At 39.4% G+C, this 19,016-nt stretch carries 14 protein-coding genes and 2 tRNA genes; 8 read left to right on the plus strand and 8 right to left on the minus strand.

What is annotated here, in order from left to right:
- Window positions 1–1,084: 1,084 nt before the first annotated feature.
- Window positions 1,085–2,002, plus strand: coding sequence for a LysR family transcriptional regulator (locus tag EXE29_RS09290; protein ID WP_106986430.1), 918 nt, complete (start codon window positions 1,085–1,087; stop codon window positions 2,000–2,002).
- A gap of 68 nt (window positions 2,003–2,070) precedes the next feature.
- Here the strand turns inward: EXE29_RS09290 and greB are convergent, their stop codons facing one another.
- Window positions 2,071–2,550, minus strand: coding sequence for a transcription elongation factor GreB (gene greB / locus EXE29_RS09295; RefSeq protein WP_117006510.1), 480 nt, complete (start codon window positions 2,548–2,550; stop codon window positions 2,071–2,073).
- A 271-nt stretch (window positions 2,551–2,821) separates the two neighbouring features.
- Here greB and EXE29_RS09300 point away from each other — a divergent pair.
- The 5 genes from EXE29_RS09300 (at window position 2,822) to epmA (ending at window position 6,602) form a co-directional block, all read left to right on the plus strand.
- Window positions 2,822–2,912: transfer RNA gene (locus EXE29_RS09300), tRNA-Ser, on the plus strand.
- A 320-nt stretch (window positions 2,913–3,232) separates the two neighbouring features.
- Window positions 3,233–3,323: transfer RNA gene (locus EXE29_RS09305), tRNA-Ser, on the plus strand.
- 299 nt (window positions 3,324–3,622) lie between these two features.
- Window positions 3,623–4,375 (plus strand): class II aldolase/adducin family protein, encoded by a 753-nt coding sequence (locus tag EXE29_RS09310; protein WP_120364496.1) that lies wholly within the window; start codon window positions 3,623–3,625, stop codon window positions 4,373–4,375.
- Window positions 4,376–4,560: 185 nt separating this feature from the next.
- The gene (locus tag EXE29_RS09315) at window positions 4,561–5,628 is read left to right on the plus strand and encodes a 4-phosphoerythronate dehydrogenase (RefSeq protein ID WP_120364497.1); all 1,068 of its coding nucleotides are present in this window, start codon (window positions 4,561–4,563) and stop codon (window positions 5,626–5,628) included.
- Window positions 5,625–6,602: an EF-P lysine aminoacylase EpmA gene (epmA, locus tag EXE29_RS09320; protein ID WP_106986426.1), complete on the plus strand. Its 978-nt coding sequence runs from the start codon at window positions 5,625–5,627 to the stop codon at window positions 6,600–6,602. The genes EXE29_RS09315 and epmA overlap by 4 nt, the downstream gene beginning before the upstream one ends.
- 38 nt (window positions 6,603–6,640) lie before the next feature.
- Here the strand turns inward: epmA and EXE29_RS17745 are convergent, their stop codons facing one another.
- The 7 genes from EXE29_RS17745 to ahcY all read right to left on the minus strand — a co-directional run bounded on the left by EXE29_RS17745 (window position 6,641) and on the right by ahcY (window position 17,188).
- Window positions 6,641–6,850, minus strand: coding sequence for a GNAT family N-acetyltransferase (locus EXE29_RS17745; RefSeq protein ID WP_228198766.1), 210 nt, complete (start codon window positions 6,848–6,850; stop codon window positions 6,641–6,643).
- 331 nt (window positions 6,851–7,181) lie between these two features.
- On the minus strand, window positions 7,182–8,417 hold the full coding sequence (locus tag EXE29_RS09330; RefSeq protein WP_117006512.1) for a multifunctional CCA addition/repair protein: 1,236 nt from the start codon (window positions 8,415–8,417) through the stop codon (window positions 7,182–7,184).
- 81 nt (window positions 8,418–8,498) lie between these two features.
- On the minus strand, window positions 8,499–10,778 hold the full coding sequence (locus EXE29_RS09335) for an NADP-dependent malic enzyme (protein ID WP_106986423.1): 2,280 nt from the start codon (window positions 10,776–10,778) through the stop codon (window positions 8,499–8,501).
- 143 nt (window positions 10,779–10,921) lie between these two features.
- Complete coding sequence (locus EXE29_RS09340) at window positions 10,922–13,786, minus strand: putative bifunctional diguanylate cyclase/phosphodiesterase (protein WP_120364498.1); 2,865 nt, start codon at window positions 13,784–13,786, stop codon at window positions 10,922–10,924.
- A gap of 158 nt (window positions 13,787–13,944) precedes the next feature.
- Window positions 13,945–14,670 (minus strand): 16S rRNA (uracil(1498)-N(3))-methyltransferase, encoded by a 726-nt coding sequence (locus EXE29_RS09345; protein WP_120364499.1) that lies wholly within the window; start codon window positions 14,668–14,670, stop codon window positions 13,945–13,947.
- A 106-nt stretch (window positions 14,671–14,776) separates the two neighbouring features.
- Window positions 14,777–15,613, minus strand: coding sequence for a methylenetetrahydrofolate reductase [NAD(P)H] (gene metF, locus EXE29_RS09350; RefSeq protein ID WP_106986420.1), 837 nt, complete (start codon window positions 15,611–15,613; stop codon window positions 14,777–14,779).
- A 192-nt stretch (window positions 15,614–15,805) separates the two neighbouring features.
- Complete coding sequence (ahcY, locus tag EXE29_RS09355; RefSeq protein WP_120364500.1) at window positions 15,806–17,188, minus strand: adenosylhomocysteinase; 1,383 nt, start codon at window positions 17,186–17,188, stop codon at window positions 15,806–15,808.
- 271 nt (window positions 17,189–17,459) lie between these two features.
- Here ahcY and EXE29_RS09360 point away from each other — a divergent pair, with 271 nt between their 5' ends.
- Together EXE29_RS09360 and EXE29_RS09365 are read left to right on the plus strand one after the other, a co-directional pair.
- Window positions 17,460–18,407, plus strand: a complete 948-nt coding sequence (locus EXE29_RS09360; protein ID WP_120364501.1) for a DUF4424 family protein — start codon at window positions 17,460–17,462, stop codon at window positions 18,405–18,407.
- A 64-nt stretch (window positions 18,408–18,471) separates the two neighbouring features.
- Window positions 18,472–18,978, plus strand: a complete 507-nt coding sequence (locus EXE29_RS09365; RefSeq protein ID WP_120364502.1) for a cysteine peptidase family C39 domain-containing protein — start codon at window positions 18,472–18,474, stop codon at window positions 18,976–18,978.
- Window positions 18,979–19,016: the final 38 nt, after the last annotated feature.

A 19,016-nucleotide genomic window follows, 5' to 3' on the forward strand; every position in this document is an offset into this window, starting at 1 on the left:
TAAGGGTTGGGCAGTCATGAACGTCATTCAGAATGACTAGGAAAAAATGGGAAATATGTAGAATTTCTACACTGATGAAAAAACAAATTCGCTTAAAAGATGTGCGCATAATAAAGAGCAAAAAAATGCTTGTCAAATTTTGTACGAAAATATTTAAAAATTAACAATATAAGTTATTGAAATAAATAAATAAAAAAAATTGCAAAATATGGTGGTACAAGTGTTGTGTTAAAAGTGAGCGAATTGTGTAAATTTTGATACTTGAAAATGAAAGTAAATATGTCAAAAAATCTTATTAAATTGAAAATGTCATTCTTCAAAAAATGACCTGAAACGAGGCTGTTTTGTATCTTAAATGGACTTATTTTATGCGTTAAATAAACTCAGATTTTACGTATATTACAGTGTATTTGATGGTTCAATTTAAACTTTGGAGTATTGGGCTACTTTTAAAAAAAATGCACTAAATATGCAATAAATAACAACGAGATATTGTTGTATGCTTGATTGTAAAATAGACAAAATTAACTTGTTTTATAGGTGAAAACGATAGTTGTAAATAAGCCATTAACAGTACAACGAGCTTAAGCGATAACTACCGATAAGATTAGGCCATCATGAGAGCTTTAAAAACTGAGATTTTTAAATAAAATTCAGGATGTATATATGAAGAAAAGAGTTGATCTAATGTATGAAATTTATGCAAATTTTAGTGTTCAGCTTGATAAGTAAAAATTGCTGTGCTTTTGCAGGAAATAACAGCCAGTCATGTCCCATTTTTCATTGACACTTTTTAGTCATATTTACGATTTTAGCTATTAAAAATTTGATGCCTATATTTGATAGATCCCTGATCCATAAATGTCGCTGTATTAAGGCTAGCCATTTAAAGCATTCTTGATGCTATTTGATTTGCAGAGCAAGTCTGTCGTTGAGAATCTGGATTTGGACGGAATTCCACATATAGGAGGACTGTATTTGAAAGGAAGAAAACTTTGTTTGTGAAGGAATCTAATGATTAAAATTGAAAGATGAAAAATATTCACTTATAGTGTTTGCATTGATTATTACATCTAGATCTCCCATGATTGAACTTCGTCATTTAAAAACGCTGATCGCTTTAAGAGAGCATGGTTCTTTGGTATCAGCAGCCAATGATTTGTGTCTCACACCTTCTGCGATTTCGCATCAACTTAAAGAGCTTGACCATTGGTTTGGTGTTGAGGTAGTTAACCGTCGCAGTCGCCCGGTAAGTTTTTCCAATGTAGGGCAACGTTTATTAAAGTTAGCCGATGAAATTTTACCTCAAGTGCAAATTGCCCAATCGGATATTACGCGTATTGTGCATGGGCAAACGGGTCGAATTACTTTTTCTTCAGAATGTCATAGTTGTTTTGATTGGCTCATGCCATTGCTCAATCAATATCGCCAGCAGTATCCAGATGTCGATTTAGACTTTGCCTCAGGTTTTGAAGCGAATCCACATGAACTGTTACAAACAGGGGAGTTTGACTTATTAATTACTGCGGATCCTATTGCACTAAAAGGCATTGAATATTTTCCTATCTTTGAATATGAATCACGTTTAGTTCTGTCGAATACGCATCCCTTAGTTAGAGCGAAAGATATTACGGTACAAGAGCTTGCAGATGAAACATTGGTAACTTACCCCGTCGATAAGCATCGTTTGGATATTATGTCGCGCTTGTTTATACCTGCAAATATTTTGCCGAAGCAAATCCGTACCACAGATTTAACGCAAATGTTAATTCAATTGGTCGCAAGTGGTAGAGGTATTGCTGCTTTACCTGATTGGGTGGTAAATGAATATGAACAAAAAGGCTGGGTGACTTCACGCCGTTTAGATTGTGTGTCAGCAACGGGTTTGCGTCGCACCTTATATGCTGGCTATCGAACTGAAGAGAAAGAAAAAGATTATTTTGAAGGCTTTTTAAAACAGCTGGATAAATTTTCTAAGAAGCGCACCATTTACTATGTATAAAGTCAGCTTAGCTTTACCTACAAATACATACACAGTGTTTGGGGTTTAATGGTAATCTTGAATTGAGATTAGGCTGGTGCATCATATTGAATTTGAATGATATACCAGCTTTTTTTACCATTGGGTGTTTGTACTTGTATTTCATCATCGATGGATTTGCCTAAGCAGGCTTTGGCTACAGGAGATTGCAAAGAGATATAATCTTTACGCCCATATATTTCTTCATCACCGACAATACGAAATTTAATGCGTTCAGCATCATCATTTTCGAGTTCGACCCACGCCCCAAAATATGCTTTACCATCTTGTTCTGGGCTGTATTCGACTTTATGTGCCACTTCAAACAGCTTGGTTAAAAAGCGAATACGACGGTCAATTTCACGTAGCTTTCTTTTGTTGTAGTGGTAGTCAGCATTTTCTGAGCGATCGCCAAGACTGGCAGCCCAAGACACAATTTTGGTGATTTCAGGACGTTCCTTACGAACCAAATCGTTTAACTCATCTTGTAGTCGTTGATAACCTTCAGCTGTGAGTAGTTTTCGATTCAAAAGATTCGTCTCCAATTTGTGTGATAAACGATGCCGTAGTAAGAATGAGCTGTTATCAGCTTGCTACTATCATAGGGCGCTGAAGCTGAATATCAAGCGCTTTGATTTGAAAGATCTTATTCGATTCAGCACGGAGTTTTTGCTGATCGTTTCCTCACAAGCGATATGTAAAGTTGTGGAATGAGTATTTTGTTTTTATTTTGAGCACTCAAACCGAAATTGTTGAAAAATAATTGCCAAGCACTCATTTTATTTATATGATGCGCAACATGGAAGCGTGGCAGAGCGGTTTAATGCACCGGTCTTGAAAACCGACGAGGGCTTATACCCCTCCGTGAGTTCGAATCTCACCGCTTCCGCCAAATTCAAAAAACCCAATCGAAAGATTGGGTTTTTTTATACTTGGAATTTTATTTTGTTGTTGATAGCAAAGTCGTCTTAAAATGCTCACGCTAAGATGACGTCTATTTCTAAGGCAAAATCCACGCTTGTATTTTGTTTTATAAAGACGCTAACGATCTAGAACACAATGCTGAGTAAGACATTTAAATGTACATGAATGCCTAAAAAACATGTCGCTCTCGTTGAATTGAATAAAAAATAATTAAACAGTGCTAAATTACTATGAAATATCTGAAAAATATTTGCCATTCTGAAAGAATATTTATATGATAGCGCCCATGGAAGCGTGGCAGAGCGGTTTAATGCACCGGTCTTGAAAACCGACGAGGGCTTATACCCCTCCGTGAGTTCGAATCTCACCGCTTCCGCCAAATTCAAAAAAGCCCTTGTGAAAACAAGGGCTTTTTTTTTGTGTCTCATTTAGGCCAATATCCATTCATGAGCCGAAAGAATAGATAGACTTGATACAAATAAACATTCTACTATTGAAGTACTTTGCTTAAGTCCAACATTAAATGCGATAAAAGCATAGTAATCATAAATCTGTATGAAATAGACTGTAGTCTGAAACAAGAGATTCGTGGTAGCACTATGATAAAATTGCTAAGAATAATTCATACGAATAATCAAATAAAAAGTCGCTGAGTTATCAAATAATAAGGAGTGAGAAATGGATAAACCACTAGAAATTGATGAACAGGAATGGCAAGCACGTTGTCAGCTGGCGGCCTTATATCGTTTGATTGCTTATTATAAAATGACTGACTTAATTGATACGCACATTAGTTTACGTTTAGCACATCAGCCTGAATATTTTTTAATTAATAAATATGGCGTTACCTTTGATCGTATGCGCGCTTCAGATTTGGTCAAAATTGATCATGAAGGGAACATCGTCGCACATTATGATGAAGGTAAAATGGTTAATGTTGCAGGTTTTGTAATTCATTCCGCCTTACATCATGCGCGGGCAGATATAAACTGTGTAATACATACCCATACTGCGGATGGTATTGCGGTTTCAGCACAGACACAAGGCCTATTACCTTTATCACAACATGCGCTGAAGTTTTATCAAAATATTGCTTATCATGAATATGAAGGGATTGCTTTTTCGACTGAAGAGCGGGTACGTTTGGTGAAAGACATGGCCCATTATCGGTGCATGATTTTACGTAATCACGGGTTGCTGGCAACAGGTGATACGGTTGCACGAGCCTTTCATGAAATTTACTTTTTAGAACGTGCATGCCAAATTCAGATTAAAGCCTTGAGCAGTTCATCATTGCATTATCCTAGTCCAGAAGTGCGTGAACACACACTCAAACAATTTGAAAGTCCACAGGCAGAGCCTATTATTATGGCGGCCTGGAATGCCGCATTGTCATTAATTGAAGATCAAAAAGCGGATTATTGCCAATAGTTTGACGAAGCATTGCCCAATCAAAAAATCGACATGGTTTTAGCTTTATATAAAGCTAAGGCAGAGTACGAATTGAATAAGATGTGGCTTATTTTATCTTAGTAGGTCTGGGCGTGAGGGAAGAGAGAATAGTCAGCGTCTAGCCAAAGCGTTATCATAGTCCCATTACAGTAGTGGAATGTATTATGAAAATCGTTGCAGATGAAAATCTGGCATATACCGAATATTTCTTTGCAGAATTTGGTGAAATACAACAAAAAGCAGGTCGCACTTTAACGGCAACTGATGTGCAAGATGCGGATGCACTTTTGGTTCGTTCTGTAACGAAAGTAAATACAACGCTTATTGCTGGATCATCATTAAAATTTGTGGGTAGTGCAACGATTGGAACAGATCATTTAGATATCGCTGCAATTGAGCAACAAGGCATGACATGGTCAAATGCGGCAGGTTGTAATGCGCAAGCTGTTGCAGAATATGTCATTACTGCTTTATTAAAATTAAAACCTGAATTATTAGATGCTGGCGATGCTTTTACTTTGGGTGTTGTTGGTTTGGGTAATGTCGGTTCACGTTTGGCGACAATGGCACAGCTATTGGGTTGGAATGTGATTGGCTACGATCCTTTTGTGCAACGCGATCATGTCAAGCAAGTAGAATTTGCAGAACTATTAAAAACTGCCGATGCGATTTCAACACATGTGCCGTTGACCAAAAATGTTCAGTATTCGACTTATCACTTAATCGATGCATCTGCATTGTCGCAAATGAAAAAAGATGCAATTTTGATTAACTCTGCACGTGGGCCAGTGGTTGCAGAAGCGGATTTAATTACAGATATTCAAAAAAATCAGCGTCAAGTCGTGCTTGATGTATTTGAACATGAGCCAGAAATTTCAGAAGAATTGCTTAACTTAATCACTTTGGTTACACCTCATATTGCGGGTTATAGCTTAGAAGGCAAAGCACGTGGCACACAAATGATCTATGAGGCTTTTTGCAAAACCTTTCATTATGTTGCAAGCAAACAATTTGAAACGCAATTACCCACTTGCGAAGCACTATTCGTTAATCAGACACTAAAAGAAGCGCTAAAAAATCATCTGACAGAAATTTATGATATTGCTCGTGATGATGCAAATCTGCGTGCCTGTCTGGCGGATGGTAAGGTAGATCAAAAAGCTTTTGACTATTTACGTAAAACCTATCCGCTTCGTCGTGAATGGGCTGCGCATGGAGGGCCTAAAGCATGAGTCATGTACATTATCAACCGACTTGTGATTTAGAAGCGATGCGTGCGCGTGCAAAAATGTATGCACAGTTACGTCAGTTTTTTGCATCACGTGATGTATTGGAAGTGGAAACGCCAGTCTTATCTCAAGCAGGGGTAACGGATGTGCATTTGGCTTCAGTACAAGCCCAGCGTCATGTTTTAGGTAAAAAGGCCACGCATTATTTACAAACTTCGCCTGAGTTTGCTATGAAGCGTTTATTGGCGCATGGTAGCGGACCCATTTATCAAATTTGCAAAGTATTCCGTGATGATGAGCATGGTCGTAAACATAATAGTGAATTTACCATGTTGGAATGGTATCGACCTGCATTTTCACTGAAAGATTTAATGTTAGAGGTTACCGACTTATTAAATGTTGTTTTAGCACATCGCTTTGGTGAAGTTAGACCCACCATTTATAGTTATAAACACGCATTTATGGATCGTTTGGATTTGAACCCACTTAAGGCAACGCTACAAGAGCTGAAAGATGCTTGTCGCCGTGTGGGCTTAAATTTAGATTTAGGCGACGACCGTTTAGCCTATATCGATTTATTGTTTTCACACATGGTAGAACCGAGTTTAGGGTTTGATACCCCCGTATTTTTAACGGACTTTCCACCTGAAATGGCATCACTAGCAAAAACGCGTATTGATGAAGACGGTGAGTTGGTGGCGGCACGCTTTGAACTGTATATCGAAGGTTTAGAATTGGCCAATGCCTATGATGAACTGATTGATGCAGATGTGCTTCGTAGTCGTTTTGAGGCGGATAATGCGGAACGTGAAAAGCTTGGTTTGCATATCATGCCGATTGATGAGTATTTGCTAGCTGCCTTACCCAATATGCCCGAATGTTCAGGGATCGCTTTAGGCATTGATCGCTTGCTAATGGTGGTGCAAAATCAAATGAAATTGGAAAAAGTCATTACTTTCACCGCTGATATTTCATAAGATCTATTCAATGATAGGCTGATGATTAAATCAGCCGATCATTTTAAGTATTTCGTAAAGCCCAAACTATAGGCTTCAAATCCTAAGCTTTTATAAAAAACATGGGCTGGATACCGTTCGGGACGATTGCCACTATTAAGTAAAATACGTTTTAAACCTTGTTTGATCGCTATTTTCTCAATAGCCTGCATGAGTGTTCTACCTAAGCCAAGACTTATATACTGCTCATCAATGACAAAAGCTTGAATTCGAAAAAAACCTCCTCAAATTCCCAGCTGTATTGTTTGATCAATCCTGCATAGCTAATGACTTGTGCATTAGATTCGATAACCGAGTTGGTAGGTAAGACGATGAATATCTTTGAGATCAGTATCTAATTGAAGTGGGCGAATATAGGCATGCATGTAGCAACTGCTCCATTGTTTAGTTAGAGCATAAATGTTTTATTGGTAGATTGATGGTAAAGATTGTTGCAAAAAAGATGAACATTAACGCTGTTATTATTATTTTTACATCTTTATTACTGTTTCGCCAAAAATAAAAAAGCTCCCAAAGAAGCTTTTTTATTTCAGAATGTGCTTAATCAGCAAGAGCAGTGTATTTAGCTTTTAAAACGCCAAGTGCTGCAATTCGGCGCTCAATCAGCATTTCTCCAATATCTGGCCCTTGAATTTCAGGTGGCAAATCCTGTGCTTTAATATTACGCACCACTTGCATAGCATCCAAAACATAGCGTGATTGAGGGTAGTCACGGTCTTCTAAGCCTAAACGGCCTCTAGAATCACATTCACAAGCTTGTACAAAGGCTTCAACACGTTCTGGGCGACGTAATACATCTAAACGTTGTAATAGGCGCCATAAAGTACCCGGTTTTAGGGTAAGTGCTTGGTGGCACTTTAAATGCTCCTTACATACAGCAATTGCTAACTGCTTGGTATTTGTTGGAACTTTTAAACGATCACAAACATCAGATACAGGTTTAACACCACGTTCCTCATGCATAATATGGCGTGGCCATTCTTCTGCAGGTGTGAGTGCTTTACCAAGGTCATGAACCAATACTGCAAATCGTACATCAAGGGAATAGCCAGCACGGCAAGCTTGATATAATGACATCATGGTATGAATGCCACAGTCAATTTCAGGGTGGTACTCGGGGCGCTGAGGAATACCGTAGAGTGCATCCAATTCAGGGAATAAGACTTTTAATGCACCGCAACTTCTGAGTACTTCAAAGTATTCATCGGCATGATTTTCCATTAGTGCACGAGACGTTTCCTTCCACACACGTTCAGACGTTAACGCATTTAACTCACCAGAAGTGACCAATTGACGCATTAACTCAAGTGTTTCATCTGCTACACGAAAACCGAGTGCTTTATAACGGGCTGCAAAACGCGCAATACGTAATACACGTAGCGGATCTTCCGCAAATGCATCGGATACATGGCGCAATAGGCGCAATTGTAAATCACGTTGACCGCCGTATGGGTCGTAGATATTTCCATCCTGATCTTTTGCAATTGCATTGATCGTCAGGTCACGACGAATTAAATCCTGCTCCAATGTTACGCTGACATCGGTATAAAACTCGAAGCCATGATAGCCATGTCCGGATTTACGTTCTGTACGCGCTAAGGCGTACTCATCTTTGGTCTCTGGATGAAGGAAAACGGGGAAATCTTTACCCACAGGTTGATAGCCTTGGGCAAGCATGTGTTCCGGCGTCGCGCCGACCACTACATAATCTTTTTCGTGATAGGGGTGTCCAAGCAATTGATCTCGAACTGCACCGCCCACTAAATAAACTTGCATGAAAAAACCTCTATTCTTGCAGTCATCATGCTACAGAATAGAGGTTTTCTCAAGTCAGAACTGTGGATTCAGTGAACTAAATCACAGTGCATTTTTTTCGTTTTCTTGAATTTCAGCAACTGTAAGTGCTGTCATATTCACTAAACGACGTGTTGTCGCTGTTGGTGTTAAAATATGAACAGGCTTCGCTGCACCAAGCAAGATCGGGCCAATGGTGACATTGTTACCTGATGTTGATTTCAACAAGTTAAACGAAATGTTGGCTGCATCTAAGTTCGGCATAATCAATAAATTTGCAGAACCTTTGAAGCGTGAATTCGGGAATGCAAAATGACGAATATTTTCGTCTAATGCCGCATCGGCATGCATTTCGCCTTCAACTTCTAGTTCAGGTGCAATTTCAGTTAAAATTTCGAATACTTTACGCATTTTTTGTGCACTTGGATCATTTTGATCTGAACCAAAGCTTGAGTGCGAAAGTAAAGCAACACGTGGTGTGATACCAAAACGACGTACTTCTTCAGCAGCTAAAATGGTCATCTCAGCCAGCTGTTCAGCCGTTGGATTAGTATTTACGTAGGTGTCGGCAATAAATAAATTGCGATCTTCAAGCATCAATGCATTGAGGGTGAAGAATGTGCTACGACCTTCTTTTAAACCAATCACATTTTTTACGAAGTCAAGGTGAATGTCATAGCTTGAATAGGTACCACAAAGCATACCGTCTGCTAAACCATGACGAACCAGCATTGCTGCAATGAGCGTAGAACGACGACGAGACTCACGTTGCGCGTATTCAGGTGTTACGCCTTTACGTGCCATAAGCTCATAATAGTCATCAGCAAATTGTTCATAGTGCGGGTTTTTCTCTTGATCTACGATTTCAATGTTGAAACCATTTTCAAGGCGTAAACCAAGCTTTTTAATATTTGCTTCAATCACAGCAGGGCGACCCACCAAGATTGGTTTAGCCATACCTTCATCAACTGCAATTTGAACTGCACGAAGTACACGAAGGTCTTCACCTTCAGCGTATGCAATGCGCTTCGGATCTGTTTTTGCTTGCGCAAAAATAGGTTTCATCATGAATGCTGAGTTATAAACAAACTCAGACAAACGTTGACGGTAGTGAGCAAAGTCTTGAATTGGGCGAGTTGCAACACCTGAGTCCATTGCAGCTTGTGCAATTGCTGGTGCAATTTCCAAAATCAAACGTTGATCTAATGGGCGTGGAATAAGGTAATCACGACCAAATGATGCAGATTTTTCACCATAAGATGCAGCATCTGCTTCTACATGTGCCATACGCGCAATCGCGTGTACACATGCAATTTTCATTTCTTCGTTAATGGTGGTTGCGCCAACATCCAATGCACCACGGAAAATATATGGGAAGCAAAGGGCGTTGTTTACTTGGTTTGGATAGTCCGAGCGGCCTGTAGCCATAATCACATCTGGACGTGCAGCGTGGGCATGTTCAGGTAAAATTTCTGGATCTGGGTTAGCCAAAGCGAAGATGATCGGGTTGTCCGCCATCTCTTTAACCATATCTTGAGTCAAGATACCAGCAGCAGAAAGGCCAAGGAACATATCTGCACCCGCCATAACATCGGCAAGTTGTGTACCTTCAATATCTTGTACGTATGCTTTTTTAGAATCATCAAGGCCTTGACGTTGCGTAGTTAATAAACCACGTGAGTCAGCCACAATGATGTTTTCTTTTTTTGCACCTAAGGCACAAAGCAAGTTAAGACAAGATAGAGCAGCAGCACCTGCACCTGAAGCGACAATTTTGAGTTCTTCAATTTTTTTGCCATTCAGTTGTAGGGCATTTAACAGCGCTGAACCAACAATAATTGATGTACCGTGTTGATCGTCATGGAATACAGGAATATTCATGCGTTCACGGAGTTTTTGCTCAATATAGAAACATTCTGGTGCCTTGATGTCTTCAAGGTTAATACCACCAAAAGTTGGTTCTAATGCTGCAACAATATCAACAATTTTGTCTGGATCATTTTCAGCAATTTCGATGTCAAATACGTCAACACCAGCGAATTTTTTGAATAATACGCCTTTACCTTCCATCACAGGTTTAGAAGCTAAAGGACCAATATTACCTAAGCCAAGAACGGCAGTACCATTCGTTACTACGGCAACCAAGTTACCACGTGCAGTATACAGTGCAGCTTTAGATGGGTCTTTTTCAATTTCTAAACATGGTGCAGCGACACCTGGAGAGTAAGCAAGCGCTAAATCATGTTGGTTAACAAGCTGTTTGCTTGGTGTTACGCTAATTTTACCTGGCGTTGGAAACTCATGATAATACAATGCCTGCTGTTTTAAAGATTGATCGTCCATCTGTATCTCGATTGTTTTAAGTTGCCCAGAAAACGGGAGTTTAATAGCTATTAATCAACTGAATATATCACTTGTTAGACAGTTGGGACAGACTCAGCGTGTCATTTTTTGAATCCTGAACTGTCACATTTTTTTGTCTTATATTAAGTAGCTATAAGTGAGGCACAGGTATTTTGTTCTAAATATTCGGTTGCTTCTTGTTCTGGTAGCGGCTTAGAAAATAGGTAACCTTGTGCAATATCACAATCGAGGTCTTGTAAGTATTGAAGTTGCTGTTCGGTTTCAATCCCTTCAGCAACGACGGTCATTCCCATGGCTTTGCCCATTGCAATCATGGCACTCACAATGGCGGCTTGTTTGTTTTGCCCAATTTTAGATACGAAACTGCGGTCAATTTTTAATATATCAATTGGAAAATCAGCAAGATAGGAGAGTGAAGAATAACCAGTTCCAAAATCATCGAGTGAAATATTAATATTACGTAGCTTAATTTCGTTCAGTTGATTTTTAACATCCTCGGAATTTTCTAACAGTGAAGATTCGGTAATTTCAAGTTCTAAATCTTGGCCTTCAATTTGGTTGAGGCTCATTGCATCGTCTAAAACTTCGAGCAATTGTCCGCGTCTGAGTTGCTGTGCAACAATATTCACTGAGACGCAAATATTATTAAAGCCCATGTCTTTCCATTGGCGGATTTGTTTGGCAGTTTGTTGTATTACGATACGACCAATGTCTGATATTAGGCTAGTTTGCTCTGCAAGTGGAATAAAAAGATTAGGTGGAATAATTCCCTTTTCAGCATGATTCCAGCGTACTAGTGCTTCAAAACCACATACATTTTTATCTCTAAAGTTGATTTTAGGCTGGTAATAAACCATTAATTCGTTGTTTTGAATGGCTTTGCGTAAGTCACGTTCGAGGAATATACCTTGCTCTAAAAGGGCTGTATTTTCTTTCGAATAATAACGAATCGTGTTGCCACCTAGTGTTTTAGCTTCGGTGAGGGCTTGCTCGGCACAATTGTTTAAATAATCCAATTGGCGTCCATGCTCTGGGTAGAAAGCAACGCCCATAGAGATGGTAATTAAATGATCTTGTTTGGCAATATTAAATGGCAAGCCAAATGCTTTGTTAATACGTGCACATTGATCGTGTACCGAAGGGCATAAGTGGGACACTTCATACACAATGGCAAAGTCATCACCATTTAAATGCGCCATGAATAGTGCTTCTGGGTTGGTCAAACGCAAACGCTGAGCAACTTGGCGTAGTAATTCATCACCACCGTTATGATTTAAATATTCGTTGAGTGGGCGGAAGCGATCGATATTGAGGCGAATAATGGCAAATTGTGAGTCACGCTGTGTTACCAAAAGTTTATGTAATTGATAGTTGTAGTAAAAACGATTAGGTAAATCTGTTAGCGTGTCATAATTTTCTAAATAAGATAAACGTTGCTCTTGGAGTTTACGTTCAGTTAAGTCAGACACAATACCAATATAGTGCGTGACTTTATGGTCTTCATCAGTGATGGCATTAATGTGCATCCACAAGGTAAGTTCTTTGCCAGAGAGGAATTTTTCATTTAATTCGCCATCAAACTCATTCATATTCATGAGTTGTTTAATCACACTGTAGTGGGCACTACGTTGTTGTGACTTGTAATTCGCTGTTATGTCAAATAGGTGTTTACCTAAAATTTGGTTGCTACTAAAGCCTGTTAACTTTTCATAATAAGGATTGACGTCGATATAACAGAGCTCTTCGTCGAGTATAAAAATGCCTTCAGCAGCTTGTTGTAATACACTGGTGGCTAATTTAATTCGCTCTTGTGACATTTTTTCTTTTTGAATATCACGACGAATGCCGACCATACGGATGGCTTTATGGGTATTTGGATCACGCTCAACCACACGGCCAATATCATGTACCCAATTCCATTTACCCTCTGAGTTTTGAATACGGTAGTTGGCCTCGTAACGCTCACTTTCACCGCGTAAATGCATTTTTAAGGTGCGTTTTAATTGTTCTGCATCATCTGGATGAATTTGTTGCTGTAATAGTTCAAGGTGCTGTTTTGAATCGCGGATTTGTTTTTCATACAGGTGATTGGTGAGTCTGATTTTACGATCTCTAATATTCCAATCCCAAGGTCGAAGGCCTGCAATTTCGTGTGCTAATACTAGGTTTTCTTGTTGATTTTCTAGGTCTTTGTTCATTTGCTCAATATCATAAGTACGTTCACGTACCTTTTGCTCAAGCAATTGGTTGTTCAGTTGTAGCTGTAGTTCAATATCTTTAGAGTGGTTTATTTCATCTTGAAGCTGTTTGCATAAATCATCTGTCCACGTGACTTGTTGTGCTGCATCTTTCATTAAGAGTTGATTGCGTGCATACGTGGTGCTCAGGCGCAGGTTAATTCGATATGACGTTGTTGCGCATAATAAAATAACAATAAGTGCAAAATTCAGAGCCAGACTAAAAAGGGGATTGGTGTCGTGTTGAATAAAATATTGTGAAAATAAAAATGGAATGATCGAAGGTAAAAAAGTGAGACAAAAATAATTTAACTTTTGGGTTAAGTAGGTCAGGCTGAAGCTTTGAGTCACGATCAATAATAATGCTGAAAGTGTTAGCGCATGAATTTCTTCAAAATCTGGATTGATGGTTGGGAGGTAGTTGTAAAGGATATAAATTCCTATAGCTACCAAGCAACCTACGGTAAAACACTGAATTTGTAGCCAGCGATGGGCGTGATTTAAATTATAAAGCCCAGGTTTAAAATGCGCTGTACTTACAAGCCAAAACAGGCAAACGATAATTTCTGTTGTAAAAAACCATGTATAAAAATAAGGTGCAGGCGTTGAACTAAAAAATTTGTAAATACAGAAAATATAGAGACAAACAACGAGAATACTGGTTAGAAAATAACGACTTAAGCGAATTGTATTTGCAATTTGGGCGGCATGATTATGCTCCCGAATATATTCATATTGATCTTCTATCATGAATATCAATGCCTTATTTCAATGTAATAATTAAGTCAATTTTTATTGGCCTAGCTGTAAACAGCTCGAAATCCTTTCAAGGCCATACATTTTATCTAAATAAGGGTAATTGTCAGAAGAACAAAAATCAATCAATATGTATACATAAATATAAAAAATCAGATGAAATTATTGATTATTCGATAATTAAGTATAGAAAGTGCAACAACTGGGGCGGTTTCTGTACGTAAAACGCGTTCACCTATGCACCAATTGATAAAGCCAGCTTGGTTAGCACTTTCAATTTCTGCTTCACTTAAACCACCCTCTGGGCCAATGAGCAGTGCGATATTTGGCGTTGCATTGGCTAAGACGTCTGTCTGGTCCTTGTTTGGAGCAAGTACGAGTTTAGTGTCTGGTAATTTAGAAGCAAGCCATTTGTCTAAACTAATGGGTGCAAGGATTTTTGGAACCACATTCAAACCGCATTGTTCACAGGCTGCAATCGCAATACCTTGCCAATGATCTAATTTTTTTTGGTCGCGGTCATACTTCAAACGCATTTCACAGCGTTCAGAAGTGAGCAATTGAATTTCAGAAACACCGAGTTCAACCGCTTTTTGAATCGCATAATCCATGCGATCGCCTTTACTCATGACTTGGCCAAGTAAGGCTGTAAAAGCAGGGGTACGGTTGGCAGGATTAAAAGCTGTTACAGCAACAGATGCTGATTTTTTAGCAACGTCCGTTAATGTCACTTCGTATTCGCCACCTTGGCCATTAAAGAATGTGGCAGTTTCACCTGTTTGCGCGCGTAGCACTTTAACCCAGTGATGAAATACTGTTTCAGTCAGTTCGACAGTGGTATCAACATTTAGGTCTGCTTCAATAAAAAAACGAGGCATTTGGCTTTACTCTCAAAAGGTGAAATAAAAAGACTTCTGAATTACGGCTTATAACTATCTCAGTAAAGAAATAGGAAATTTTGTAAGGCTCAGAAGTCTAAAATACTTAAGCCAGACCTAAGTCTTGCACAAGCTGGCGAGTTGGATCAGTGGTGTTCATGGTGTAGAAGTGCAGGCTTGGTGCACCACCTACAATTAGGCGTTCGCAAAGTTTTACAATCACTTCATGACCAAAGGCTTTGATTGAATCAGTATCGTCGCCATAAGTTGCCAATTGCTTACGAATCCAGCGAGGAATTTCAGCACCTGTACCATCAGCGAAGCGAATGAGGTTGCTTGCATTGGTAATAGGCATAATGCCTGGTGCTACAGGAATGTTCACGCCTTCTTTTTGAATGCGTTCTACGAAGTAGAAGTATGCATCTGGATTAAAGAAGAACTGTGTCAATGCTGCATTTGCGCCTGCATTGGCTTTATCACAGAAACGTTTGATGTCTAAATCAAAGCTGTCTGCCTGCGGGTGCATTTCTGGGTACGCTGCCACTTCAATTTTGAAATGATCACCTGAATGTTCACGAATGAAACGTACAAGATCAGTTGCATAAGGCAATTCGCCTAAGCCAACTTGGCCTGAAGGTAAGTCACCACGAAGTGCAACAATACGGTCAATGCCTTGTGATTTGTACAAATCTAGAAGTTCTGCAATACGTTCTTTGCTGTCACCAATACAAGAAAGGTGAGGAGCAACAGGTGTACCTTTGCCATTAAAATCGGCAAGGGTAGACAGTGTACGTTCACGCGTAGAACCGCCTGCACCATAGGTTACAGAGAAAAACTCAGGATTTAATAATTGAAGTTCTTGGTGAACAACTTTAAGTTTTTCCGCACCAGCATCAGTTTTGGTCGGGAAGAACTCAAAGGAAATAGGAATCTGTTTTGACATGTTCAAATCCTTTTTTATAAATACTGTTTGTTTACTCTCTCCCTGACCTCTCCCAAAGGGAGAGGAGTATTCATTACTGAATTTTGCAGGGTTAAACACCCAGCTTATTAAATTGATAGGATTTTAGTCCTGAATTCAATTTAGCGAAGCTGTCACCCTCTCCCTTTGGGAGAGGGATGGGGTGAGGGTCAATTAATATTTATAAGCCTCAGCTTTGAACGGGCCTTCAACTTGAACACCTAGGTAATCCGCTTGTTCTTGAGTCAAAGTTGTCAATACGCCACCGAAACCAGCAACCATTGCCGCAGCAACTTCTTCGTCTAATTTCTTAGGAATAAGTTCTACACGGATTGTAGCTTGTTTTTGATCTTCTGGAAGATCAGCAAATTTTTCAGCGAATAGGTGCATTTGACCCAATACTTGGTTAGCAAAAGAACCATCCATAATACGTGATGGGTGACCAGTTGCGTTACCAAGGTTCACCAAACGTCCTTCAGAAAGAAGGATTAAGTAATCGTTTTCGTTTTCTGTACGATACACTTGGTGAACTTGTGGCTTAACTTCAACCCACTTGTAACCGCGTAGGTAGTTTGTGTCGATTTCAGTGTCAAAGTGACCGATGTTACAAACAACAGCACCAGCTTTTAATGAATCAAGCATTGCTGCGTCACATACGTGGTAGTTACCAGTAGTCGTTACGATCAAGTCAGTGTTTTGAAGAAGATCAAGGTTGATATCTTCTTTTTTGCCAGTTTGAACGCCGTTTTTGTACGGAGCAACAACTTCGTAACCGTCCATGCATGCTTGCATTGCGCAGATTGGGTCAACTTCAGTTACACGTACAATCATGCCTTCTTGACGAAGTGATTGAGCAGAACCTTTACCTACGTCGCCATAACCGATTACAAGCGCACGACGGCCAGATAAAAGCATATCTGTACCGCGTTTGATTGCATCATTTAGAGAGTGACGGCAGCCGTATTTGTTGTCGTTTTTAGACTTAGTTACAGAGTCGTTTACGTTGATTGCAGGAACTTTTAAAGTACCGTCGCGGTGCATTTCGTAAAGACGTTGAACACCTGTAGTCGTTTCTTCAGTAATACCGTGGATTTTAGCAATCACTTCAGGATATTTTTCGTGAACAAGTGCAGTTAAGTCACCGCCATCGTCCAGAATCATGTTGGCATCCCAAGGTGTGCCGTTTACGTTGATTTGCTGTTCTAAGCACCAAACGTATTCTTCTTCAGTTTCGCCTTTCCAAGCAAAAACTGGAATACCAGCAGCCGCGATTGCAGCAGCAGCGTGGTCTTGCGTAGAGAAGATGTTGCAAGATGTCCAACGAACTTCTGCACCTAATTCAACTAGAGTTTCAATTAAAACTGCAGTTTGAATTGTCATGTGGATACAGCCAAGGATTTTCGCGCCTGCAAGCGGTTTAGCTGCAGCATAGCGTTTACGAAGACCCATTAGCGCTGGCATTTCTGCTTCAGCAAGTTTGATTTCTTTACGGCCGTAGTCAGCTAGTGAAATGTCGGCAACTTTGTAATCTGTAAATGAAGCATTAACCGCGTTCATCACGATCTCCTTAATAAAAACAATTGATCATTATGTTCGCGGATGCCGTTGTTGATTGAAACGAATGTTCAACCGAATCGTCGAGCCTAGCGATCTTATATTTAGTGCCTATAAGAAAGTCGCAGCATCCCTCGACTAGCGAAGTATTGTACTTGGAAATAGAGTGAGTTCCAATCCGAAAATGCTTAATATCTGAGTTATAGGTTTTTTGATCTGTAAAATTACGCTATGAATATTTAAATTTAATCCATCCCTTGGGAGTATAAGAAGAATGACTAAACCCTTAATTGCTTTATTGATGTTTTGGCCAGTTCTTGCCATGTCCAATGACTCCACGGGCTACGTGGCAACAGGTGGGGTGCAATACCTGAAAAATAAAGACATTCAAATGTTCAGTGAAAACTTATTTATCAGTAAAAAAATCATTAAGGTCGACTACCAATTCAAAAATTTAAGCAATAAAGATGTGACTGAAACGGTCTTGTTTCCGTTGCCAAAAGTTGAAAACTACTTTGAATCTGATTTTGCCAATACAGAAAAGCTGCTCAAAAGTTTTAAAGTTCAGGTGGATGGAAATACGCTACAGCCTGAAATGCACGTGCGTACTTTTATTCAAAAAGATGAAAAAACAGCCCCGATTGATATGACAGAGAGCTTTAAGCAATGCGGGTTTACGGAAAAAGACATGTTGAATCCGTGGAGCAGGCAAAATGATGTATATGAAACTTTCGAAGCAAAACTCAGACACTGTAAAAATGTGGCACTGCAAAAAGTATTGCCCAAAGATCCCAATGAAACCATTTTATGGTCATCTCAGGTGATTTACAGTTGGACGCAAACTTTTAAAGCCAATGCGTTGACCCGGGTACAGCATCAATATGCACCGCTGGTGGGTGGGTCTGTGGCTTTATATTCTGATGAATATAATCAAAGTTATTGTATGGATCAAAACTTTAAGGCAGGACTGAGAAAGGTCAAATCACAGCATGCACCATTTCAAGCGTTGGGCTATATCTTAAAAACAGGCGCTAATTGGGCAAAGCTTATTCAAGATTTTAAATTGACTATTGAGCGTGATGTAGGAGAATTGGTCTCTTTTTGCTGGGCAGGTAAAGTAAAGAAAATCAGTGCAAAGCAGTTTCAAATGGTTGAAAAGAATTTTGTGCCTAAACATGATTTGGACATTATTTTTGTGCATGTGAAATCTGGCCATGATTAAAACTTGCGGGCAAAATCATTTTGATTTGTTTATCATCTTCTATAGTCAATTTTGAGTTCCTATTATGTCTTTGGAAATCCCAGAATCACTTGCCAATTTAGAAGCCAATGGCGGTATTTATGCCGTGTGGATGCTGTTGCAGCACTTAGGTTTAGATGCTGAAATAGATCAGCTGGTCAATGTGTGCGGCTATGGTGCAGAGTATGGAACAAGTTCATTGGGTCTTGCCATTGGCTTAAAAAAGTTTGGCTATCAGATTCAATTTCATACTGATGAAGACTTAGAGCCAAGTGAAGAAGATCTAAAGGAATTGAACACAGCACAACAAATTCAATTGCCAATTTTACCTGCACTTAGCTATGCAGAAATCCAGCAAGCTTTTGAGCAAAAGCAATATGTGATTGTGTATTACGACACTTTAGAAGGTGAGGGCAATCACTCGTTGGTGTATGCAGTTGATGCCAATGAGATTAGTTTTTTTGACAGTTTTGAAGCAATGCCAGCAGCGTTATTTGAACAACAACGTGCAGTGGAAGGTATTTTTAGACAAGCCATTGTTGTTGATGCTTAATGTAAGAGTGCAAAAAATTACAGCCCATTATGATGGGC

Origin of the sequence: Acinetobacter sp. WCHAc060006 (assembly GCF_004209135.1) — a bacterium.
Taxonomy (GTDB): domain Bacteria; phylum Pseudomonadota; class Gammaproteobacteria; order Pseudomonadales; family Moraxellaceae; genus Acinetobacter; species Acinetobacter cumulans.